Annotated in this window: 20 protein-coding genes and 4 pseudogenes; 8 read left to right on the top strand and 16 right to left on the bottom strand. The window is 32.2% G+C overall.

Annotation, left to right across the window (positions count from 1 at the left end; genetic code table 11):
* Positions 1 to 20: 20 nt before the first annotated feature.
* Together DFR85_RS31035 and DFR85_RS31030 are read left to right on the top strand one after the other, a co-directional pair.
* On the top strand, positions 21 to 881 hold the full coding sequence (locus DFR85_RS31035; protein WP_110271610.1) for an AAA family ATPase: 861 nt from the start codon (positions 21 to 23) through the stop codon (positions 879 to 881).
* A complete protein-coding gene (locus tag DFR85_RS31030; protein WP_110271609.1) occupies positions 859 to 1,866 on the top strand; it encodes a VWA domain-containing protein in 1,008 nt (335 codons plus the stop codon). Before DFR85_RS31035 ends, DFR85_RS31030 begins: the two co-directional genes overlap by 23 nt.
* 6 nt (positions 1,867 to 1,872) lie before the next feature.
* On the opposite strand, the gene DFR85_RS31025 is transcribed toward DFR85_RS31030, so the two are convergent.
* Both DFR85_RS31025 and DFR85_RS31020 read right to left on the bottom strand, forming a co-directional pair.
* Positions 1,873 to 2,919, bottom strand: a complete 1,047-nt coding sequence (locus DFR85_RS31025; protein ID WP_110271608.1) for a sn-glycerol-1-phosphate dehydrogenase — start codon at positions 2,917 to 2,919, stop codon at positions 1,873 to 1,875.
* Complete coding sequence (locus DFR85_RS31020; RefSeq protein ID WP_210433922.1) at positions 2,916 to 4,373, bottom strand: APC family permease; 1,458 nt, start codon at positions 4,371 to 4,373, stop codon at positions 2,916 to 2,918. The genes DFR85_RS31025 and DFR85_RS31020 overlap by 4 nt, the downstream gene beginning before the upstream one ends.
* A 189-nt stretch (positions 4,374 to 4,562) precedes the next feature.
* Here DFR85_RS31020 and DFR85_RS31015 point away from each other — a divergent pair, with 189 nt between their 5' ends.
* Entirely contained in the window at positions 4,563 to 5,891 is a 1,329-nt protein-coding gene (locus tag DFR85_RS31015) for an aspartate aminotransferase family protein (protein WP_110271607.1), read from the top strand.
* A 5-nt stretch (positions 5,892 to 5,896) separates the two neighbouring features.
* Here the strand turns inward: DFR85_RS31015 and DFR85_RS31010 are convergent, their stop codons facing one another.
* Positions 5,897 to 6,355, bottom strand: coding sequence for an Lrp/AsnC family transcriptional regulator (locus DFR85_RS31010; RefSeq protein ID WP_246252939.1), 459 nt, complete (start codon positions 6,353 to 6,355; stop codon positions 5,897 to 5,899).
* 770 nt (positions 6,356 to 7,125) lie between these two features.
* Here DFR85_RS31010 and DFR85_RS31005 point away from each other — a divergent pair.
* Entirely contained in the window at positions 7,126 to 7,278 is a 153-nt protein-coding gene (locus DFR85_RS31005) for a hypothetical protein (RefSeq protein ID WP_246252938.1), read from the top strand.
* A gap of 57 nt (positions 7,279 to 7,335) precedes the next feature.
* Here DFR85_RS31005 and DFR85_RS31000 read toward each other — a convergent pair.
* The 3 genes and pseudogenes from DFR85_RS31000 to DFR85_RS30990 form a co-directional block, all read right to left on the bottom strand.
* Positions 7,336 to 7,704, bottom strand: a pseudogene (locus DFR85_RS31000) (transposase); the annotation flags it as partial.
* Between the two features lie 192 nt (positions 7,705 to 7,896).
* A pseudogene (locus tag DFR85_RS30995) lies at positions 7,897 to 8,812 on the bottom strand (IS5-like element ISC1290 family transposase).
* 452 nt (positions 8,813 to 9,264) lie between these two features.
* Positions 9,265 to 10,515, bottom strand: a complete 1,251-nt coding sequence (locus tag DFR85_RS30990; RefSeq protein WP_110271606.1) for a mandelate racemase/muconate lactonizing enzyme family protein — start codon at positions 10,513 to 10,515, stop codon at positions 9,265 to 9,267.
* A gap of 211 nt (positions 10,516 to 10,726) precedes the next feature.
* Between DFR85_RS30990 and DFR85_RS30985 the strand changes: the two genes are divergently transcribed.
* On the top strand, positions 10,727 to 12,028 hold the full coding sequence (locus DFR85_RS30985; protein ID WP_110271605.1) for an MFS transporter: 1,302 nt from the start codon (positions 10,727 to 10,729) through the stop codon (positions 12,026 to 12,028).
* Positions 12,029 to 12,036: 8 nt separating this feature from the next.
* A complete protein-coding gene (locus tag DFR85_RS30980) occupies positions 12,037 to 12,954 on the top strand; it encodes an MBL fold metallo-hydrolase (protein WP_110271604.1) in 918 nt (305 codons plus the stop codon).
* Between the two features lie 6 nt (positions 12,955 to 12,960).
* On the opposite strand, the gene DFR85_RS30975 is transcribed toward DFR85_RS30980, so the two are convergent.
* The 7 genes from DFR85_RS30975 to DFR85_RS30945 all read right to left on the bottom strand — a co-directional run bounded on the left by DFR85_RS30975 (position 12,961) and on the right by DFR85_RS30945 (position 17,887).
* Entirely contained in the window at positions 12,961 to 13,635 is a 675-nt protein-coding gene (locus DFR85_RS30975) for a helix-turn-helix domain-containing protein (RefSeq protein ID WP_110271603.1), read from the bottom strand.
* Between the two features lie 359 nt (positions 13,636 to 13,994).
* The gene (locus tag DFR85_RS30970) at positions 13,995 to 15,023 is read right to left on the bottom strand and encodes an NAD(P)-dependent alcohol dehydrogenase (RefSeq protein ID WP_110271602.1); all 1,029 of its coding nucleotides are present in this window, start codon (positions 15,021 to 15,023) and stop codon (positions 13,995 to 13,997) included.
* Complete coding sequence (locus tag DFR85_RS30965; protein ID WP_110271601.1) at positions 15,020 to 15,427, bottom strand: metal-sulfur cluster biosynthetic enzyme; 408 nt, start codon at positions 15,425 to 15,427, stop codon at positions 15,020 to 15,022. Before DFR85_RS30965 ends, DFR85_RS30970 begins: the two co-directional genes overlap by 4 nt.
* Complete coding sequence (locus tag DFR85_RS30960) at positions 15,424 to 16,497, bottom strand: amidohydrolase family protein (protein ID WP_246252937.1); 1,074 nt, start codon at positions 16,495 to 16,497, stop codon at positions 15,424 to 15,426. Before DFR85_RS30960 ends, DFR85_RS30965 begins: the two co-directional genes overlap by 4 nt.
* A 315-nt stretch (positions 16,498 to 16,812) precedes the next feature.
* Positions 16,813 to 17,133 carry a PIN domain-containing protein gene (locus DFR85_RS30955; RefSeq protein WP_246253088.1) on the bottom strand — a complete coding sequence of 107 codons (321 nt, stop codon included), beginning with the start codon at positions 17,131 to 17,133 and terminating at the stop codon, positions 16,813 to 16,815.
* A gap of 47 nt (positions 17,134 to 17,180) precedes the next feature.
* Positions 17,181 to 17,435, bottom strand: coding sequence for a hypothetical protein (locus DFR85_RS30950; RefSeq protein WP_110271599.1), 255 nt, complete (start codon positions 17,433 to 17,435; stop codon positions 17,181 to 17,183).
* A gap of 209 nt (positions 17,436 to 17,644) precedes the next feature.
* Entirely contained in the window at positions 17,645 to 17,887 is a 243-nt protein-coding gene (locus DFR85_RS30945; protein WP_110271598.1) for a hypothetical protein, read from the bottom strand.
* A gap of 93 nt (positions 17,888 to 17,980) precedes the next feature.
* Here DFR85_RS30945 and DFR85_RS32065 point away from each other — a divergent pair.
* Positions 17,981 to 18,317: pseudogene (locus DFR85_RS32065) on the top strand (hypothetical protein); the annotation flags it as partial.
* A gap of 57 nt (positions 18,318 to 18,374) precedes the next feature.
* On the opposite strand, the gene DFR85_RS30935 reads toward DFR85_RS32065, so the two are convergent.
* Positions 18,375 to 19,436: an AAA family ATPase gene (locus tag DFR85_RS30935; RefSeq protein ID WP_110271597.1), complete on the bottom strand. Its 1,062-nt coding sequence runs from the start codon at positions 19,434 to 19,436 to the stop codon at positions 18,375 to 18,377.
* A 172-nt stretch (positions 19,437 to 19,608) separates the two neighbouring features.
* Here DFR85_RS30935 and DFR85_RS30930 point away from each other — a divergent pair.
* Positions 19,609 to 20,533, top strand: a pseudogene (locus DFR85_RS30930) (IS110 family RNA-guided transposase); the annotation flags it as partial.
* A 350-nt stretch (positions 20,534 to 20,883) separates the two neighbouring features.
* On the opposite strand, the gene DFR85_RS30925 reads toward DFR85_RS30930, so the two are convergent.
* Both DFR85_RS30925 and DFR85_RS30920 read right to left on the bottom strand, forming a co-directional pair.
* Entirely contained in the window at positions 20,884 to 21,207 is a 324-nt protein-coding gene (locus DFR85_RS30925) for a PaREP1 family protein (RefSeq protein WP_246252936.1), read from the bottom strand.
* Positions 21,194 to 21,574 carry a PaREP1 family protein gene (locus tag DFR85_RS30920; RefSeq protein ID WP_110271595.1) on the bottom strand — a complete coding sequence of 127 codons (381 nt, stop codon included), beginning with the start codon at positions 21,572 to 21,574 and terminating at the stop codon, positions 21,194 to 21,196. The genes DFR85_RS30925 and DFR85_RS30920 overlap by 14 nt, the downstream gene beginning before the upstream one ends.
* Positions 21,575 to 21,863 lie beyond the last annotated feature (289 nt).

Here is a 21,863-nt window from a genome sequence, read left to right as displayed (position 1 = left end):
ATATTTTTTATGTGAATAAAATGATAGATAATATAGATACATTAATTAAGTTATTAGCAGAAAAAGATTACATAATAGATAAAAAGTCAGCCATAGCTGTTTTTCTTTCACTAAAATTAGAAAAACCATTATTAATTGAGGGTCCTCCAGGATGTGGTAAGACTGAATTAGCCAAAGCCGTTGCCAACGCACTAAATCTAGATTTAATAAGATTACAATGCTACGAAGGGTTAGATTACTCTCATGCCGTCTATGAGTGGGATTATCCTAGGCAATTATTGGAAATTAGAATTTTACAGCAAACTAATGAAAAAGAAATAAGAGAAAGGATATATAGTGATGAGTTTTTAATAGAAAGACCATTACTAAAGGCTATAAAGTCTGACACAAAAGCAGTACTTCTAATAGATGAAATAGATAGAGCTGATCCAGAATTTGAAGGATTTCTATTAGAATTTCTAGGGGAGTTTCAAGTTACAATTCCAGAGCTAGGTACAATAAGGGCTAAGAATAGGCCATTTGTATTTATAACATCTAATAAAACTAGAGATCTTTCTGACGCCATTAAAAGACGATGTTTATATTTAAACTTATCCTACCCTAACGAGGAAAAGGAATTAGAAATAGTAAAAAGAAAGGTAAAGGATGTTAATGACGAAGTCGCAAAGAAAGCCATTAAAATAGTAAATGAATTAAGACAAGATGAGGAAATAGTACACAAGCCTGGTACAGCAGAGACTATAGATTTTATTTCCGCATTAAATGTTTTGAATGTCAATTCATTAGACGATCTAGAAAGCCTTATAATAACGCTTCTAAAGGATGAGGAGGATATAAAACATTTTTTAGGTAATAAAAATGGAAGAAGAGATAATAATTAAGTTCGTAAATATTTTAAGGAGATTAGGTAAAAATGTAGGCATTAATGAGACCATAGATGCTATAAATTCAATAAAAATTATAAAGGAAAGAGACTTTAATACTATAAAAGCTATACTTGAGACTACATTAATAAAAGATTTTTCTTATGATAATTCTCTACATAGAACTATTAGCAAAAATGAGAATAAATACAGTGTTACAGGTAAAATAACCCAGAACCAATATATATCGTCCAATCTTCTTATTTACAGTCCAGAAGAGTCTAGAATTAAAATGGATAACTTGAAGATTAGTATGAGAGATCAGATTAGATGGAAGAAAATAGCTAATAGAATAAAATTAATTGCACTTAGCGCCGCAGGCCATAGAAGTAAACCTAAAAATAATGGTAATTTAGACATTAAGAGAATAATTAAAAATGAGCCACGTTATGCATGCGAATCGCCATATCTTATAAAATCAATTAAAAAAATTAATAAATCAAATATAGTCTTACTGTGTGACGTATCTGGTTCCATGAAAGATTTTTTTAAAGATAGCTTATTACTGTCTTTCTTTACTAAGAGGATAATCCCAAAAACCGAGATTTTTTACTTTAGCACAGACTTAAGGAGAGTAACTAACTTATTTCAAGTAACTAGTATTAATAGTATAAACCTAAGAAAATTAGTTTCCATTACGTCATACGGTAGCGGAACTAAAATAGGGGAGACATTATATACGTTTAGAAGAAAACATGGTGATTTTATTAATAGGAAAGTTAATCTCATCGTCTTCAGTGATGGATGGGATTTAGGTGATTTGCGACTTTTAGAGAGAGAAATGAAAATTATAAGAAGAAAGAGCAACCTGTTAATATGGATAGACCCTTTACTTGATAATCTATTATATTCTCCTCTACAAAGCAGTATTAAAATTATTCAAAATAATGCAGACTTGTTAATATCTCCTAGTTTACTATATAAAACTAAAATAGATTTTTAACGTAATTTAAATTATATGAGTATATCTTAGTAATCTTTCTGCAGAATTTTCACTTAAACCATTACCTAGTATAGTATACCAATTTCTCATCTTATGTGCAGTAGTAAGTGCTTTAATTAGTTGTGATTTAGTAAGATCTAGTTGGTTAGCGGTAGTAGGTGCGTTAACTTTTTCTAACAATTTAGTTATTTTTTTACTATAATTATAACCACGCTGTAAATAGCTTATTAATATAGTACCTATTCCGCAATATTCTCCATGAAGACCATTATCTGACATATTTTCTAATACAAAACTAATCAAATGTTCCGCACCTGCAGCTACTCTAGTTGTACCAGAAATTTCCATAAGATATCCATCTAGTACCTCAGCATGAAATAAAGTCTTTATTCCAATGTAATTAGCCTTTGCTATATCATCTATCCTTCTTATAAGTAATTTAGTTTCTGCCATAGCTATTTTAGCTGCAAAATCATTATACTGTTCTTCAGCAAACCAAAATGCTAATCTCCAATCTGGTATTGCTGTTAGCTTAGAAAGCATGTCACCTATGCCAGCACCTAAAAATCTTTTAGGTTGATTCTTAAGTATATCATAATCTCCTACTATCAAATTTGGAGATTTTGTTTTTATAGCTTGTTTTTCATTATTATTCCAAAATATACTATAACTAGTAGAAAATGCATCACTTGATAATGTAGTAGGTATTATTACTAATAACGAGTTTATCTCGTTTGATACATATTTTGCAATATCTGCTATACTTCCTCCTCCAACTGCAACTAAGACCGACTTAGAAAAATTCCTAAGATCTAAGGCTAATTGCTTTACTTGCGATAAATATCCCTTCATATCTAGTATTTTTATATTCACATCATATCCGTTTGAATTTAAATTATCATAGACTATCTTTCCTGCTATTTTATATGTATTTTCGCCTGTTAGAATTAATATAGACCTAGGGTATTTAAGATCGTCCAGATATTGTGCTATTTTATGTAATGAACCTATTCCTGCTACTAAATTAGAAGAAATTTTTATTAACTCACTCATTTTAATTCTCCCTCAGCGTCATAATTACCTGCTTTTGCTAAAATATCTGGTTTTTTCCTAATATAATAAAATGAAATTATAAACCCTACCAGGCACCACAATACACCTCCTAATGTAGCTCCAAAGTATGCAAAATTTAGAGGCGTAGGTTGAGATATTACTTGTGCTATAGTTGATTGTAAACTAAAGTATATAATTGTTATTCCAAGAATACTTGCCATAGAAGGAGCTAAAAAATACTTAGCTATCTCGATAATGGAATAATGATGAGATGATCTCCTCTTATATATCGATAACGCCGAATTAGTAACTATATGGACTGAAAGTATTGCTACACCAGCCATGTCTAATAAAACTAGACCACCGTTAACTGGTCCAAACAATATTCCGAAAATTAAACTAACTATTACGGACAAACCTAACCAGAATATTATAGCGTGAGACGGAGTTTTATATTTAGGATGAACATAAGCTATCCATTTAGGTAGTATTATTCCATCTCTAGCTGCAGAAAACCATATTCTACTATCTGCATTAGTCTTTGCTACACTGTATGATAAGTAACTATTAATAGTGAAAGCAGCTAAGAGTGCGAATCCTACTATTCCTAGAAATTGTTTGAAAACTATTAATCCAGGGTCTGGAGATATAGCGTAACTAGAAATTTTACTAAGGCCCCAGCCTACTGTCAGAGCATATGCAGGCAATATTAATGAAATACCCGAGAGCACATATGCATATATTAGGGCTTTTTTAACGACTTTTTTAGATTCTTTTATCTCTTCAGAAATAGTTGTAACAGTACCTAAACCGGTAAAATCTAAGATTGAAAATATGGCACCAAAAAATATTGCTGGAATATATGGTATAGAAATAGTAAAAGGTATTATAGTATTGGAAGATCCTAGTTTTATAATAATTATAATAGACGATAACATTAAAAATAATGCTTCAGCAAATCCTGTATACATAACATAATTTAATGAAGGTTTTATTCCTAGATAAGGCAATAATCCCATATATATGCCTACTATTATCAAGAATACTATCCATAGAAATGGTATTGAACTCAATGTCGAAGATAGTAGGAAAATGAAACCAGATAATCCCAACAGACTAAATGCGGGTCCAGTCAAATTTTCTCCCATCCATGAAAATAATGCTATGGGAGCCAACCACTTAGCTCCCTCTGCAGAATATGCATAATAACTCCCAGCATTAGCTTTTATCTTTGAGAATTCATAAGGTGTTATCATGAAAAGACCATAGATTAGCCATGCTAATAATACAGAAATAGCAGTATATTCACCAGCAAATGCTACTGTTCCTACTAATAGTATAGCTACGTCACCAGCAGGTGCTACAAACGAAAATGATTGAAAGACTCCATGCCATAATCCTACTTCTCCCTTTTTTAGAGTATGTTCTTCCATTTTCTTATTTTCCTCACTCATATAAGTCGATATCTTATTTATATGACATAAAAATTTTTACTACGTACTAATGATCAATGTACAAATACTATAGACATATAATACTATAAGAGGATAAAAAGAGACTTTTATTCGCAATAAATATTACTTGAACAACATACAAATATATCTATATAATACTTTTATTCCATGCAAATAAATAGATAGTCCATGGAAGAGATACTAGATAATAGCATTTTAGATGCCCCTAAAATAGTAGTTACTCCCCCAGGACCCAGATCAGCAGAAATATTAAAACAACAAGAGGAACTGGAAACATCTGCTTTAAATTATCCCAAGTATTTCAGTATAGCGGTAAAGGAGGCTAAAGGATCTACAATAGTCGATGTAGATAATAATGTCTATATTGATTGGTTTGCTGGAATAGCAGTAGTTAATTTAGGCCATAATAATCCCATAATAAGACAAGCAGTAGATTCGCAATTAGATAAAATATGGCATTACATGGAAATTCCTACTGAAATAAGGATAGAATTTATGAAAACATTAAGGAGAACGCTAAATTTCGACGCTAAATTCTTATTCACTACTACAGGGGCAGACGCTGTAGAAGCTGCAGTAAAGATAGCAAGATGGAATAGTGGTAAAAGATATATCATAGCATTTAATGAAGCATACCATGGAGTTTCAGCAGCAACTATAGGACTAAGTAATATGCTCAATCATAGAAAGTTTCAACCATATTACGATAATAACGTAATAAGACTTCCATATCCCTATGAATACAGATGTCCATTTAAAGACTGTTTAAATGAAGTTCTCTCATTAGTAGATTATGAAATGAAGAATAACGATGTGGCAGGAATTATAGTTGAACCAGTAGCAGGAGAAGGTGGCTACATAGTCCCTCCAAAGGGGTTCTTAAAGGGATTAAGAGAGATAACTACTGAATATAATGTCCCACTAATAATCGACGAAATACAGACTGGAGTAGGAAGAACTGGTAAAATTTGGGCATATGAATGGGAAGGAATAAAGCCAGATATAGTTACAATTTCCAAGGGTATCGGAGAAGGAATCCCAATTTCGTTAGTTGCATTTAATAAGGACCTTGATAAACTACCACAAGCCTTTCATTTAGGTACTTACAGAGGAAACCCGATAGGAATGGCAGTAGGAAATGCTACATTAAATTACATAATGAATTCTAATCTTTTAGAGAGAGTAATAACGTTAGGTGATTTTACTAAGAAAAGATTTGATGAAATCATGGAAGACAACTATAAGCAAGGAAAGTATGATGTGAGAGGATTAGGTTTTATGATAGGAATAGAATTCTCAAATGAACGCAAAGATCCAATAAGTGTTAAACCCTTTATAGATATTCTTTTGAAAAAAGGAATAATTATGTACAAATCTGGGATATATGATAATGTGCTAAGATATATGGCGCCATTAACAATCCCTAAGCTATTAATAGATAGAGGATTGGAAAAATTTGAAGAGACTATAAAACTTTCTAATCAAATAAAAATTTAATTTTTTTAAAATATTTCATAAAAATTATCTTTTGCAATATCGAGAATTATATGAGTATTAGAACTCTGAATACCTTTAATTGTTGTTATTTTATTTAAATAATTTGTCATAAAATCTTCTCTATTCTTAAATCTGGCCATAACTATAAAATCAATGTTACCAAGAACAAAGTACACTCCCCAAACTCCAGGTAGCTTAGATAGCTCTTTTGCTACGTTATCATAATGTTCTTTCCCATATTTGGATTTAATAAGTGTTATTACCAAATAATCATATCCTAATTTTCTTACATTTATTCCAGTATAATAACCAGTTATTATACCATCTTTTTCCATTCTCCTTATTCTATATAGTATGGTAGATTTAGGAATCCTAAATTCATTACTGAGATCTTGTAAATTATATCTTCCATCTTTCTGAATCCGCTTTAATATTTTAAGATCCAACTCATCTATAGATAACATTTTATCATCATATTCAACAATAGTTTAAAAATCTTATATTAAAATGATAATTTTATATTAATTTGAGATATTTTTTACTTACAGATATCTATTACACAGTAGATGAAACTATTACATTAATTTAAACTAACAGATGTTATCGTACGAGTGTCCTATTTTATACATATTAGTAAAATTATATCAGATTATCTCTAATATACTGTATTCTTCTTAAGTAAATCTCATTTATTGGAGTTTTCCATTTAAAAGATTTAAGGGTGCATATAGTTCGACAAGACTATAATCAACCATTCTCCAGTTTCTATTAACCTAATGTCCTTAACTAGTCTTATATAAACCTAGAAGTTCGTCAAGTGTTACATATAGTAGAAATTATAACTCTCTATCGTATATGTACTTCTAGCTTACAACGTTAGCATTTCTAATAATCTTTTATTGTTCATATCTAATTTTTAGATCTCTTTAATGAATAAGAACTTTTGTGGGATTACTAGAAATAGACAAAGGTTAGTAATACCTTACCTATAATATTCTATTGCTACTTTAACGTGGTTTCGAGTCTTTTTGTAGTGCATATATAGTTCGATTTAATATATTAAATTAAAACTTTATATATTATAAAAATTATCTTAAAAAATTACTAAAAAAATAATTATTAATATAATTAAATATATTATTCTATTTAGAATATTTTATGAAATAATATTTAAATAACGAGCATAGCGTTCTAAGTAATAAATCTTATATTCTGTTTTAACATTTTTCTATTTATGATAAAAGTTATTGATGCTCATGTTCATTATCATATATTTGTCAAGAAGATTCCAGAAAAATGTAAAAATTTTTTAAGCAATGTAGAAAATACTAGAATGAGTCTTAAGAATGTGCTTTGTGGGTTAGTTCAATATATTTCAATAGGATGATACAGTAAAAATATGTTTTCTATAGAAAATAATATCTCTCCTAAATAATTTACTATACTACTCCTTGACCTCAAAGCCCTTAGCTCGACCAACAACAAGGTTGGCCATGTACATCATCCAAGCATAAGCCAAACTAGCTTAGCCTCAACAACTTGACCAGCAAAACTCGTAGCCCTAACAGACTCACCAAAAGTACGCTTAACCGCTGAGAACAAGGATTCAACCAACCACCTTAACTAACCCTTCTCATCCCGCCAACGTTCATAACCCAATCTCAAGAACTCACGAACATTCCTTCTCCTAGCAGGAATGACCACGCCTAGTAGAAGCGTTCTTCCTAGGAGGAACAACAACATCAACACCAAGATTATAAATCTCGTTAGTATCGTAAGCCTTATCACCATAGAACCTCTTAAGAGAGTGTCCCAAGCGCAAATAATTGAATAAATATAGTATGATAGAAAAACAATTTTATAATTAATTAAGAATAAAATATAATTATATCTTTCAGTATAACGAGAGATTAAGCTTATATTGTAATGGAAAATAATCAAGTATAGAGAAAAACAGAATTTCCAACATAGTCCACACTACCTTGATCAACTCTCGCGGTACAAGTTAGTGGGCGAGTTGACTCTCCGGAACACGCGATAACACAGAAGTGTAGATGTAGGAGTTGTAAATCAACGCGATAACGTAGACAAAGAACTCGACCATACCCTTTTCAGTAGCGTAAGGCCTCCAATACCTCCTCAAGAAGATCCCAAAGAACTCCACTCCTGAAACTAGAGAAACCTATCAACCAGGTCGAGGACTTCCCCACGAAGCCCCTATCCACTACCTTATAACCGCTGCGAGAGAAGCCAACCTTATTGTCCGGAAAATTGGCCCAGTTCCACTTGAATCTCGTGAACTATCATTGTAGGCGACATGAGGTTGAAGACCTTGAAGCCGAACTCCTGTTCCTCTTCTTTGTAAACTCTCCCTTGAACCTCCTCCTCACTTTGCACTTAATGTAAAAGAAGAGCGTGTTAGCCGCCTCCCTGTACTTCCTCTGCCTTAGGTCTAGCTCAAACTTCTTCTTCAATGTTTCCTTGTTCCTCTTCCCGAAGGGTACCTCGATTAGGAAGGAATCCACGATCCACAGCTTTCCAACCTTTCCGTATAACGCACTGCTAGGTAAGTAGTCAGCAAGTCTACTCATCTTCCCCTCCAACTCCTTGGCGTACTCCTTGAACAGAGTCTTTACCTCTCCCCTAAATTTCTTTGCCCTCCTATGGATCTCCGACTTAGACTTGTACTCGCCTAGGAACCACCTTACCACCACGTCTGACTCGTAGTAGCTTCGCACGTCCCTGTAGGAGCACGTCCACACAATCATAACTATTAACGCTCTCAATATGAAGAGGTCAGAGAGACGCGACAGCACTTCAGACGTGATCAGCATGTAGTTCATTTTCACAAGTGTTTTATGCCTTGCTGATAAATGTTCATAGGGGACCGGGCCGTTGTAGTGTTCTATCCAATGCTTCATGTGAATCGGTACTACATCGTCCCGGTTCCCTTTAAGTATTACGCGACTTTTTGCTTCAAGCGAAAATTCAAAATTTCTCAGTAATTCACAATATCTTTTGAATTATTATCTATAAACCTTTACATAGATTTATTCAATTATTTGCACTTGGGACACTCTCTCGAGCATCACTGACTATTAAACTTAAATTAAATCTAGAAAAATATAAATAAAACAAAAAATGGCTAATCAAATAACTGAATTATAGAAAATTTAAAACGAAGAGCGATGAAAAGTATTTTTGTCAATTCCATAAAATATGTAATTCGTTCTAATATTTTGGCCACAACAGATGTTAGAATAAGTCGAATTATATTAAAAGAAATGCTATTAATACATGAGAAATATAGTTATATTAATTTCCATAATAGAAAATTTACAAATAAAAGACATAATTTAATAGAAATATAATATTATAATTCAATATTCCAATACTTTTTGATTACATTCTCATCCAAATCAATGCCAAGTCCAGGTTTATCACTTAAGATTATGAAACCTTTTTCCATCTTTAAATTTCCTTTTATAAGTTGTTGCCATATAGGAAGATCATGTCCATGAAACTCTAGTACTCCAAAAGTTCCTGATGCTGAACATACATGAGCATTAGCTAACGTTGCTATTGGAGATCCTATATTATGTGGAGAAAACTCTATATCATACATTTCAGCTAATTCGGCTATTTTTATGCCCTCCTTGATACCAGTTTTTGCTATATCTGGTGCCCAAACTCTTATACCTTCCTTAATTAAATCCTTAAATTGATATACACTATACATGTTTTCTCCGGTTTCTATAGGTGTGCTACAATATGATGTAATAAGCCTAAACTCCTCTAGATTACTTATGGATGTTTGCGCAGGAGTAGGATCTTCGATCCATCTTAGTCTTAATGGCTCTAATGCCTTACATAGTCTAATTGCAGTATTAATATTATATCTCCAGTGAAGATCTACCATAAGGTCTATGTCATCTCCTACTGTTTCTCTTACTGATTTCATTATACTAGCTATATAGTCTATATCCTTATTATTAAGGTCGCCAGATCTTATATTATATTCGTTAGAAAAAGGTGTAGGAATATCTAAGTCGAACTTTATTGCCGTATATCCTTCAACTATTAACTGCTTAGCTCTCTGAGAATAAGATTCTGGCGTATAATCTTCATTCCATTTTTCCTGAGATAATCTTCCGTGTATTGGATTATTTGTACTCTGTAGTCTATTCTTTTCTACGTTTGCGTTTTTTAAGAATTCTGGATTTTCTGGAAGCAAAACTGAATTCATTGCCTCTAATCCTTTCCCTCCATGTGCATCTACGTAAAGTCTAATTACATCTCTATCTCCGCCTAGAAGCTTATATACTGGAATATTAAGATATTTACCTATAAGGTCATAAATAGCATTTATAATACCTGCTATTAGATGATGAGTAGTTGTTCCTGAATATAATGTTGCATATCGCATCTTATCTTCTATTCTTTTTATCTTAAAAGCGTCTTCTCCTAAAAGTAACTTTTTAAAATCTGATTCCATTCCTTTAAGCCCTGGAGCTGGGCCTGCTTCACCAGTTCCATAAATGTCCTTAGAATAAATTCTAACGAATGTCCATTGAAAATTAGCTTGAACTGTGATAACTTTTATATCGCTTATTTTAAGTTCCATAGTACATTTTGTACTTTTGGGACTTATATTGATTGTATATAACATATAAGTAAAGAGAAGGAGTTAGACTCATTTTAAAATAATAATATATATTGTAATAATTGCAATATTCTGTATATTTTAATATTATATATACTAATCTCTTACGCTTTATACATGTATTAATCAAACATTATAAATAACATTTGATAAATTCTATCTGGGAATACATATGTCGTATAATGATAAATTTTACAGTATAATATTATTAATAGCTGTTTTTGGAGGTTGGGCAGCTGTAGGTTTAGATGTAACTCTGACTGGTTTCTTAGCTCCACAGCTCTATTCAACATTTCGTGTTTCATCATTATCAGAACCATCATTACTTTTTGGAATAGGCGATGGAATAGGAGCTTTCATTTTTGGGCTAATAAATGATAGATTATGGGGAAGAAAACTAACCTTTATGATGACCATTTTAGGTACTATGATAATGACTGGATTAAGTGCAACTTCAATAAATTGGGCAATGTATTCTAGCATAAGATTTTTAGCTGGTATATTTACTGGAGGAGAAATGACTGCAGGATGGGTTATACTAGCTGAAAGTATTCCAAATAACATTAGAAGTACATTTCTTTCTATATCTCAGGGAGGGATCTCATTAGGATATGCGTTAGCAGCAGTATTTAGTGGAACTTTTGCTAGCGCGACAGCCTTAGGCTGGAGATGGGCCTATATAGGATCTGCATTATTCGCACTGATAATTTTTGGTATTAGAGTTGGTATTAGAGAGTCTCCATACTGGCAGAAAGTTGCTAGTACAATAAAAAATGAGTTTCAAAAAGAGCTAGCAGAAAAAGCTTCTAATAGGCAGGCAATATCTGAAATGTTTAAGAGACAATATTTATTCCCAACCGTACTTATACTAGTAACGTTTGCTTTTATGATGTTTGCTACGTCACCAAAAGATTTCTATTATCCTTCATGGTATTATCAAGGAGGAATTACTGGTGTATCAATTTCGGCATCAGCCATAACTTTCGCTTTTATTGGTTTCGCCATAGGACAATTTGTAGCCAATCTAGTTGAGGGTTTTATAATGGATAAAATAGGTGCTAGAAAAGCAGTTTTAATTCCATTAGGACTTATTCCTGCAGTATTATTAATGTGGTTTATTCCAATTAATATTTCAGTATACCTAGATTTTACCATATTATTTATAGTAGCGTTCTTTTTCCAGACTGCATGGGGATTCATGCCAGCGTATTTACCAGCTGTGTATCCTACTAGAATTAGACATACTGCAGTAGGTTTAGTATGGGCTATAACTTATGGAGTATTTTACTCATTGAGTGCATATATTTTCGGAGGATTAGTTAGTGTTCATAATTGGGCTCCTATATTTATATCGCAGATGATAGGATATGCAGTATTTGCGATAGGCTTAGCATTACTCGGTCTAGAAATTAAAGGCAAATCTCTAGATTTCTTAGAGTCTCAGAAAGAAGTTCAGAAATCAAGAACGGAGTGAAATAAAATATGAACTTCGAAATTAAAGAGATAGATAAAGATATATTATTATTAGCTACATATCTACAAGACGTAGATTTAAACTTGTTATATATAGATAAAAGAATACCCATTCTTCTAGATACTTCATATACTTCAGAAATCGAAGAACTAGTACAAGGTATTAGGTTACCTAAAATCGCATTAGTCTCTCACAGTCACTATGATCATGCAGGTGGTAGTGGGAAGCTAGCTAATCTCGGTGTAGAGATAAGATCTCATCCTATAACTAAAAGCCTTCTCTCTTCAACATATACGTCTATATATAGCTTTTTTCCACATAAATATGCAAAGTTCTTAAGTACTAAGTATACCAAAGAATATTATAGATATATTAGAACTGAACTAGGATATCCTAAAATTCATAGTACAAATTTTGATGATATACACGACATTGTTGAAGTTGTTGAAGGAGAAGGTCACGTAGCTGGTACTCTGCTATTTCGTATTAGGAATATATTATTTACAAGTGATGGCATTCAAGGTGAAGGCATAATAGGATCTTCCAAAACTAACGCTATTCCACAAATATCTGATATTAAAAAATATTTAGTAACTCTTCAAAAAGTTATTAAAATGAATCCTGAAATAATAATTCCTGGGCATAATTATCTGCCATCTAATAAAAGAATAATAGAAGGCTCAGAAGTAGATAGGTTCCTAAATGCATCAATCGAGACTGTAGTTAAACTTATTTCTAGTGCGTATGATCTTCTCTCATCAGATTTTCTCTCATTAGGAGAGTTTACAGAGAGATTATTAAAGGCTTTCAATGTTAAACAGATATATCCTCAAGCCTTTATAACATCTGAAGCATTAATTAAATACTTTGGAAATAATGTTAAGATTAAGAAAGAAGGCGAAATATCCTTATATAAGTTAGATTAGGAAATATTAACAATATTCCTGATCTTGAATAAGATAATTTCTTATGATTTTCCTTATACCATTTCTAAGATAATAATTCGTTACGGCTTTAGATATACCTAGCCTATTGGATAATTTTTCAAGTGTAATATTTCTAGGATAATTGAAATATCCTTCCTTATAAGCTTCTAATAATATCGTTTTTTCTCTTTTTGATAATAAGGGACTTGAAAATACATAGTTACTATCTTTTGCATATTCTTCTATGATGAAACTTTTTATTTTAGCTACATGTTTTAAATCTTCATATAGTTCCCTTATCAAATCCCGATCTCCGTTTACTATATATATAATATAATTCTCAAAACCGTCTTTAACTGATAAATTCTTTACTATACTCATTCGTTCCATAAAAATTTTCCTAATGGAAGAGTCATAAGATCCAGTCAAATGAATTTCTGCTAAATTTTTTGAAATAAAAATATATTTTATAACTCTTATATCTTTTGATCTCCTTATCATTCTAATAAAATCTACTATGTTGTCTTGTTTTGAAGACATTACATGAAATATTTCATAATTCAGTCTGCTAGACGGATTAGTAAAAAAATATACACTATCAGCAGTGAGTTTATCAAAGTTTTCCGAAAATACAGTCCAATCTCCATAATGTTCTAACTCTAGAGACAGTTTAGTTATCATCTATTTTAATTACGTATGTCATGCTAATATTTTATATTATAATAATTTTCTATCTTTAATTTATGCAAGTCAGATTGTATCTTATCTTTTTTAATGATATAAAATGGTCTTAATATCGGATCTAATATTTCTTTATCAAATAAAGTGTTAAATGTATTGCTTTGTGGGTTACTTTAAAATTTTATTAATGGATCATTAAACTTACTATTAATCTAACGTTAGATTTTGAATTTAAGAAAACTCTATGAGCTAATTATTCAAAAAATTGAGGAATTCTACAAAGTATGTAATCAGTATTTCTGGTAAGTTTTTATTATTAATAAAAATTTAACATAAAGATTTGTGAACTACTTACGTTTTCATGTTACTAGAACTCCTCTTCCCAATATTTTTCCATGTTTTAACTCTTCTAATGCTTCATTAGCTTCTTCCAGCGAGAAAGTTTTTACTTTCAATTTTACTTTTCCTTGAGAATAAAGATTGACTAATTCAGAGAGTTCGTTATAGGTACCTACAAGATTTCCAACTATACTTATCTCCCTACTTATGAAATCCAATGTCTTGTCTGAAACTTCTCCTCCATATCCTACAATAGAATAGATTCCTCCTTTTCTTATCATCTTTAAGGAGTTAGATGGCGTAGAGTATTCTCCAACAAAATCTATTACAACGTCTGCTCCACCATCAGTGATCTTCAACACATCAGATACTCCGCCATCCTTATCTGCAATGATAGTCTCATCAGCACCGAGTTCTTTAGCTAATTTTATTTTTTCTTCATTTACGTCAATGGCTATAACCTTTGCAGGAGTTATCGCTTTTAAAACTTGGATTCCTATGTGTCCTAAACCTCCTACTCCTATTACAACAGCCGTTGATCCGGGATAAAAATAGGAAGACAATTTTTTGACTGCATGATAAGCAGTAATTCCTGCGTCTGCTAAAGGAGCCATAGGAGCTATATCTATCCCTTTAGGTATTTTTATTGCAGAGAATGCAGACGTTTTAAGATATTCTGCATATCCTCCATCAGTACCATCTAATCCAGGGAACTTTCCATAAGGACAATGCATATCGTTTCCTGCTCTACATGCTCTACAATGTCTGCATGTAATATAAGGGTGAAGAATAACTGAATCGCCTCTTTCTATCCAGTCTACTGCACTTCCAACTTCTTCTACTATTCCAACGTTCTCATGGCCTATAGTAAACGGAAGTTTAGGATTAAATACATCTTTCCATACTCCTTCTTGGATATGAAGATCAGTTCTGCATACTCCAGCCCCCTTTATTCTAACTATGATATCGTACGGTTCGCTTATTTTAGGTTCAGGAACGTTATCCATTACTAAGGGTTTATTATAGTCATGAATTCTGAAAGCTTTCATTTTCTTCTAGCCTCAGAAAGGAGTTTGCACATTTCCCCATTTATATTAAAAGATAGGTTAGTTAATCTGTCTTTTTTCATCCTCTTCGTGATGAATTTCTCTTTTATCTCGTTATATTCATTTCCTGAAACCTCACTGGAATAACATTCTGAAAAACTTTTCCTGGAATTTATACATTCTGTTAATCTTTTTGCATCGTGATGATCGCTAACCTCAATGGTAATGTTAGGCAATTTGACTTTTATTTCTTCCATAATCATATAGAGGAACATTGGAGGACACCAGTAAGTAGGGGGAGACAAAACTATATGCTCCTTCTCAATTTTTTTAATAAATCCCAGTTCGGTAATTGAATAATTTGTTTCAGGATCAATTATGGATTTAAGTACATTTTCTACACTCATAGATTCACCTTAAGAACTTTAGCTTTTTTACTTATTTCATCCTCTCTTCTCTTTACATCATTAACGTTGATTCCCCACAATTTCGATGCGTTTTCATATAAAATCTTCTTTTTTACATCTAGAGTTAATTCTACTCCATATTCCCTTTTAACGTCCTCTGGAAGTTCAAACTTAATGAAATCTTCCAATATCCATTTAGGATTCCATATGGCATAATCTGTTCCCATGAGTATTCTGTCAGGGCCTAACCAGAAGAGCAATTCAGCCATTATCTGCGCAAAATATTTCGGTCTTTTATGGACAAACGCTGACGCAACGGCTAATCCTGCATAGATATTCTTATCTTGTACTGCAGTCCATACAAAATCTTCTAATCTTGGTAATCCTATATGAGTTACAACGAATTTCATCTCAGGAAAAGAAGAGGCTGCAGAGTCAACGTCTTTTATATCGAAAGCGTCCTTATCCAATGGCCATACAGTAGGTCCCTTATGTGCCACTAAAATGTCAATTCCTAAAGATTTACTAAATTCTATAAAATCAAATGCTTCCTTTGAGTCAAGCCTCCATCCTCTCGACAAATTTCCGTTAATATCTTTCCATTCTGCAGTATACAATTTGACATGTTTCATCTGCCATGGTTTCACCCTATATTTTCTTACGTCTTCTTCTAATCTCTTTTTTCCTTCTTCGCCGTCTCTAGGATCCCACCTAGTACCTATAACGAACCTATATGGATTAGAAAGAACTAGCTTCCCAAATTCATCAGTATTCCCAAATGGTTCTCTATAGAAGTATTGCAGATATTGAGGTTGCGTTATTGCTACGTCTACATATCCATTTACCATTACGTCTTCTATCATTTTATCTGCTCCATAATACTTAAAAGTCTCATAATTCATGAGGTACTCTTCTGGAGTTAAGGATTTATGATAATCATAAAAACAGTCTATCCAACCTTTAGCTAATTCTGGTCTCAGCCAATTATCTTCATTTGCTTTCCAAACATGGACATGATAATCTATTACAGGAATTTCCTCTCTTTTTCCATTACTTTCAACAATAATCAAGACATATCACTGTATGATTATAGCATTAAATATTTAAAAATATTTATTTAAGCTAGTTTGTTAAATATATCGATTAACTTTAGTTCTATAACCAAGCATAAAACTCTTCAAGATGTAAACAGATATTTGAAAAATACTGTCAACAGTGTTTTGTGGACTAGTTGAATTTTCTTAGGCTCTAGACTCACTTCTTCAGTATAAATTCTAAATCAGCAGTAGAATTAAAAGTAAGTTTAATGTAGTCTCTTAGAAAAATTGAACAGATCCACAAAGCATGTCAACAGGAAAATTTTTAATAGCATAAAATGTTTTTATTCACAAATATTTTATTTTTACTAGATCCTTAACTCTCTCAAAATCCTTATCCTTAGTCATTATTACTGTATTCAGTTTGAGAGCAGTTATTACTAAAAGAGCGTCTGTAACATCGATATTCCTACTAGTAGAGAGATCTATAGCTTGAATATAATCCTTGAAGGAATGACTCAGTAAAGGATATTTAGACAAGTATTCGATCAAATATTTGAAGAGTTTTATGTATCCATTAGCTCTCTCTTGTTGTGAAGAATTCATATAATCTAGATATTTTTGAAATATAAATTCCGCAAGTTCTTGAACCACACTCTCAGTTACTATTACATTATTAAGATCTAAGAATTTTTTACTTATTATTATGTTTGTATCTACGATAATCTTCTTTTCCTCGATCTTTCAACTACCTCCTTTATTTCTTCTTCTGTAGGTTCACCTAAAAATTCTAATAATTTCTCTATATTTCCTTTTAAGAATTCCTCCTTCTTTTCTTCAATTTCCTTAGCTTTGATCTCGTTATCAAGCAAAAGTATACCGTCAAATATTTTCACTACGTAAAAATTCTTTCCAGCGTATTCATTACCAAAATAAATTCTGCCTTTACTGTCTGCTTTTCTCATTTCCATAAATAAAAATTTAAGGTAAGCTGATAATTAAGTCTTTCCCACTCTCACTTCCCATAAGAGGAAATTATGAAGCATTTATAATAATACTTAGAAATGCCCAGAATGAGATGAGTACAATCTAATGGAATGTTTAACATGAGTATAATTAGTTATATCCTCCTTTATAATTATTAAAATGTAAGAAAATATAAAAATTTTAATAATAAAGATTATATTTTCTTAAATCCATATATTAAACCTAAACCCAAAGCTAGAATAACTATTAAAAGAATGAAAGATGTGAAAGACGAAAATAATGCGAGTATTATGAAACCTAGAATTACCGAGGCTTCAATTTTAAGCTTTCTGGGAGATTTTGGATAAAAAATATTCAATACAGCGTAAACTACTAATGATAACATTCCAATTATAATCAATATGAAAATTAATCCACCTAAATATTCTGGTATCATATAATTTTCTCTACTACAAGAGATATATAAGACTTTCTAATTTTCTATATTGATTATCTTGTTTTTGTTTTTCAGTAAGAAGCTTGCTAAGGCTTGCGATTGAATGCTTTGTCATGAGCCATTAATTCCCTTTCGAGGATTTGTGTTGACCACATTGTCTTTGAGGATTTATTCCTAATAAAGAGGAGGAATTTTTACTAAGAGTAGGATTGGTAACAGAAGGATTAGTAGATTTGCTAAGAAGCAGTTTTTAATCCACGGTGTTATTAAATCGTTAAGGTCGGGTTTTAACGTCATCCTAGTTAATCCTAAGGGTACTACTAATTCTGAGGATCATAAGAAGGTGATGAAGGAAAAGGGATTTAATAGACACATGGCTTCAGCTTACTTAATAGAATTAAAAGGGTTAGGAATGTTAAATAATATCAAAACGGTTAAACTTCACGGCTTCTCGGAAACTGCTGACAACGGCATATTACTCAAGGACTTAACACTTTACATTACTTATCTCCTTTAAAATGGGATCAGCTAAAAAGTATTTTCTGTTCTCCTTGATTAGAAACGAATACTCTAATAAATTATGAAGTATAGTGTACAATGTATCATCGTTTATTTCTCTTCCTTCCAACGCCTCTAATGCATTCTTTATGTCCTTCCATGAACAACCGAATTTGCACGTTTCTAGAACTTTAAGATATCTTTCCTTTGACTGTAATCTATTGCCTTCAATTAGGAAATTACAGAATTCAGTAGATAACAACTTCTTAGCGTATTTTTTAGTTCCTTCCATTACGTCCGTGTCTCTTTTCTTAATATAAACGTAACCATAATAGGTTAGCCAACCAGGGTTACCTCCCAGTTCTTCGTAAACCTCTTCCGCTCTACTGAATTTAATTCCTTGTTCCTCAAAACCCTTCTCAAGGAATTTAATTGATGTATCCTTATCAAAAGGGTTAACGTTAATTTCTACGTAAGCTCTACCGTAAAGTGGAGAGTTCTCATTGTCAAACCTTAAGAACTTTGATTTTACCCTTATTTCTGAACCAGTTACTATGAAACTCAAGTTTCTTAAATTATCAAAGGTATAAGCTATTGACGGTAGTATGTCATATCCCTTAAGCTTTATCAGTTCTTGAGCCTCATCTAAAACCAAGATTACGTTATTACCATTATCCTCAGCCCACTCATTTAACGAAGAAAGTACGTCAGAAAGCTCTGTCCTTTCTTTTCCCCAACTAAAGCTTAAAGAAAGACCTGCAAAATTCACTCCTTTAACTGTCTTGAAATAGTCAACTAATCCTTTATATTTTCTAGTAATTGAGTTAACTTCTCTCTCCAATACACTTAGAAAATCCTTGTAAACTATGTATTCCTTGTTTTCAAATCTTCTCATGTCCAAGAATACGTAAGTGGCTCTTATGTTATTAAGAACCGACTTAACTAACGACGTTTTGCCCGTTCTTCTTAAGCCTAAAATGACAGTCAATGGAGAATCAAGGGAATTTCTTAATACGTTAATTTCTTTTTCTCTGTCAAATATATCTTTCAATTTATCTTTAGGTCTAGGATCAAATAACGTGAAACTTACCCCCTCATAAGTTACTTATCCCCTCCCAAGTTATAAAACTTGTTCCATGATAGCGGAAGAGTACGAACAGAAAACATCGCTAATACTTCCTATATAGGTTTTATTAGCTCTAGGGAGTAAAGAGTAATACCCCATAGGGATAGATATATCAAAAGACAATTTAATCACGAACAGGGGAGGGAAATATGAGAACAACTTAAAAGGCTATGAAAAAATCCTCGAGATGAAGCCTTGCACGATAGTCCTGGAGCCCACCTGAGTATACTCCATAAAGCCCTCCCAATACTTCAAGGAAAAAGGAATAAGAGTACTACAAGTAAGCCCTAACGTGCTATCAAGGGAAAAGGACTTCGGGAAAACAGATTTTTACGACGCAGAAAAATTAGAAAACATGGCAGACAGGGCTAAGGAGTACGAGTATAACGCCCTTAGAGAACTCGTAACTCTATACCTGTTCTTAAAGGACATGGAAGTAAAGCACAAGAACAGGCTAAAGAGAGCACTATTCCTAGTAAGCGACAACGACAAACAAGGAGAGGTTGGAAAGACTAGCAAGCGGAGAACACAAGAAGTACTCTACCAACTTGAATACACGCCAATAGTACTTGAAGAGGTAAAAATACTGGCTAAGGCCCTCTTTGAGACGCAGGAGAAGTTAAAAGAGGTCAAGGAGATGATCGAGAGTCAAGTATCGGAAGACCACATCCTACAATACCGGGAGTTGGGAAGCTTGCAGTCGGTATAACCATTGTTGTAGGTGATATTAGGCGCTTTCCTAAGCCTGAGTCTTTCGTAGCTTATTGCGGCCTGGACCCTGTTGTGGAGAGGAGCGGTAAGGCGGTGGTAAGTAAGGGAATCTCAAGGAGGGGTAATAAGTACTTGCGCAGCCTTTTCTACTTTCTTGCGCAGATTAACTACTCAAAGAACCCGACCTTGTTGTTTACGAGTCTCATAAGGATAAGCTTCACGGTAGGAAGTTGTACACTGCTTTGGCGAGAAAGTTGGCTAAGGTTGTGTGGAGCGTTTGGTATAATAATAAGCCTTATGAGCCTAAGTGACCCTAAATCGCCACGTGAATTGAAAGGATTCACGTGGCAACCTTAGTTGACATTATGCTTGAAGTTCAACCGAAATATTTATTACTGAACGCCAGTAATTTCCTATTTTATCGTCTTTTTTATACAATATTAAAGGATAAGAATTTCCTGTAGACTTTCTACAAAAATCCTTGTAGTATTACGTAGCGTTAAAAATAATTTAATATAATGGAATAGAAGTTAAATAATTTACTGTAATACCTAAAATATCTTTGCCTAGAATGGATAAAATTTATTTTATTACGAGATAGAATGAAAATATTTTAGCAAGAAAAATTTCCGTAAACTGCTAATTATGACTATTGGTCTTATTATATTAATTTTATTATTTTTTCTATATCATTTTTAAGAAGCTTAACATTTTCTTGAGTTAATCTAGCCTCATGAAATCCTTCTACATGTAATATCCAGGCAGATATCCATAATGACCTTATATTGGGATAAATGTTATCAAGTTCATCAATAGCATTAAAGTAAAGCTTTGAATTCCAGTGACCTATCTGGTTTACTTTGGAAATAATTTTTATTGAATTATTAAAGGAAAGTATTTTTATTGCTTCTTCTGCTGCTTTGTAGTATTTTTCGCTTGCTTGAATTATGTCGTTTTTTGAAAGTAATTCATCAGCCTCTTTCAATAATTTTTCTATTAAATCTTTCGTCAGCAATCTGAATTAACTTAACTATATTTTCCCTATATTTTTTTACTTGTAGAAGATCAAGATTTACTGTTATTAATACAACTGCAGAGCCCCAGCTTTCAATTATCCAATTTCCAAGTACTGACGATAGCTGAAACACTGCTTTATTAATTATTTCCGTGTTCCAGTTCTTGCTTATAACTTCAGAAATTATATTTTTTTCAAGAATCACGCTGGAAAGTATTTTTATTGCTTCTTCTGCTGCTCTGTAGTATTTTTCGCTTGCTTGAATTATGTCGTTTTTTGAAAGTAATTCATCAGCTTCCTCTAGATATATGTCGGCAGACGTTCTTAGGATTTGCATATATTTAATTATCTTTTTTCCACTTAAATAAATTACTCCATTGCTTAGAGAACGTTAAGTAATTAGATATTTCTATTAATTTTCAAGTTATATAAAAAATTGGAATAGACTTTATAGAGAGATTCTATAACTTCGTGTAACGCTAAACTTTAACTTAACGGGGGCGTTCAGTAATAAATATTTCGGTTGAACTTCAAGCATAATGTCAACTTATATTAGGAAATACTAGTGATTTTTCTGAATAATCTTAAGACGTAAAATTCTAGTTTTCCTATTTGGTATTTAGGTA

The sequence above is a fragment of the Acidianus brierleyi genome, from assembly GCF_003201835.2.
GTDB lineage: Archaea > Thermoproteota > Thermoprotei_A > Sulfolobales > Sulfolobaceae > Aramenus > Aramenus brierleyi.
This window is presented reverse-complemented; position numbering and strand designations above follow the sequence as displayed.

What these genes read in the sequence shown, in the direction of transcription:
- DFR85_RS31035 (WP_110271610.1), top strand. Translation starts at nt 21, where the DNA reads ATGATAGATAATATAGATACATTAATTAAGTTATTAGCAGAAAAAGAT.
- DFR85_RS31030 (WP_110271609.1), top strand. Translation starts at nt 859, where the DNA reads ATGGAAGAAGAGATAATAATTAAGTTCGTAAATATTTTAAGGAGATTA.
- DFR85_RS31025 (WP_110271608.1), bottom strand. Translation starts at nt 2,919, where the DNA reads ATGAGTGAGTTAATAAAAATTTCTTCTAATTTAGTAGCAGGAATAGGT.
- DFR85_RS31020 (WP_210433922.1), bottom strand. Translation starts at nt 4,373, where the DNA reads ATGAGTGAGGAAAATAAGAAAATGGAAGAACATACTCTAAAAAAGGGA.
- DFR85_RS31015 (WP_110271607.1), top strand. Translation starts at nt 4,563, where the DNA reads ATGGAAGAGATACTAGATAATAGCATTTTAGATGCCCCTAAAATAGTA.
- DFR85_RS31010 (WP_246252939.1), bottom strand. Translation starts at nt 6,355, where the DNA reads ATGTTATCTATAGATGAGTTGGATCTTAAAATATTAAAGCGGATTCAG.
- DFR85_RS31005 (WP_246252938.1), top strand. Translation starts at nt 7,126, where the DNA reads ATGATAAAAGTTATTGATGCTCATGTTCATTATCATATATTTGTCAAG.
- DFR85_RS30990 (WP_110271606.1), bottom strand. Translation starts at nt 10,515, where the DNA reads ATGGAACTTAAAATAAGCGATATAAAAGTTATCACAGTTCAAGCTAAT.
- DFR85_RS30985 (WP_110271605.1), top strand. Translation starts at nt 10,727, where the DNA reads ATGTCGTATAATGATAAATTTTACAGTATAATATTATTAATAGCTGTT.
- DFR85_RS30980 (WP_110271604.1), top strand. Translation starts at nt 12,037, where the DNA reads ATGAACTTCGAAATTAAAGAGATAGATAAAGATATATTATTATTAGCT.
- DFR85_RS30975 (WP_110271603.1), bottom strand. Translation starts at nt 13,635, where the DNA reads ATGATAACTAAACTGTCTCTAGAGTTAGAACATTATGGAGATTGGACT.
- DFR85_RS30970 (WP_110271602.1), bottom strand. Translation starts at nt 15,023, where the DNA reads ATGAAAGCTTTCAGAATTCATGACTATAATAAACCCTTAGTAATGGAT.
- DFR85_RS30965 (WP_110271601.1), bottom strand. Translation starts at nt 15,427, where the DNA reads ATGAGTGTAGAAAATGTACTTAAATCCATAATTGATCCTGAAACAAAT.
- DFR85_RS30950 (WP_110271599.1), bottom strand. Translation starts at nt 17,435, where the DNA reads ATGGAAATGAGAAAAGCAGACAGTAAAGGCAGAATTTATTTTGGTAAT.
- DFR85_RS30945 (WP_110271598.1), bottom strand. Translation starts at nt 17,887, where the DNA reads ATGATACCAGAATATTTAGGTGGATTAATTTTCATATTGATTATAATT.
- DFR85_RS30920 (WP_110271595.1), bottom strand. Translation starts at nt 21,574, where the DNA reads ATGCAAATCCTAAGAACGTCTGCCGACATATATCTAGAGGAAGCTGAT.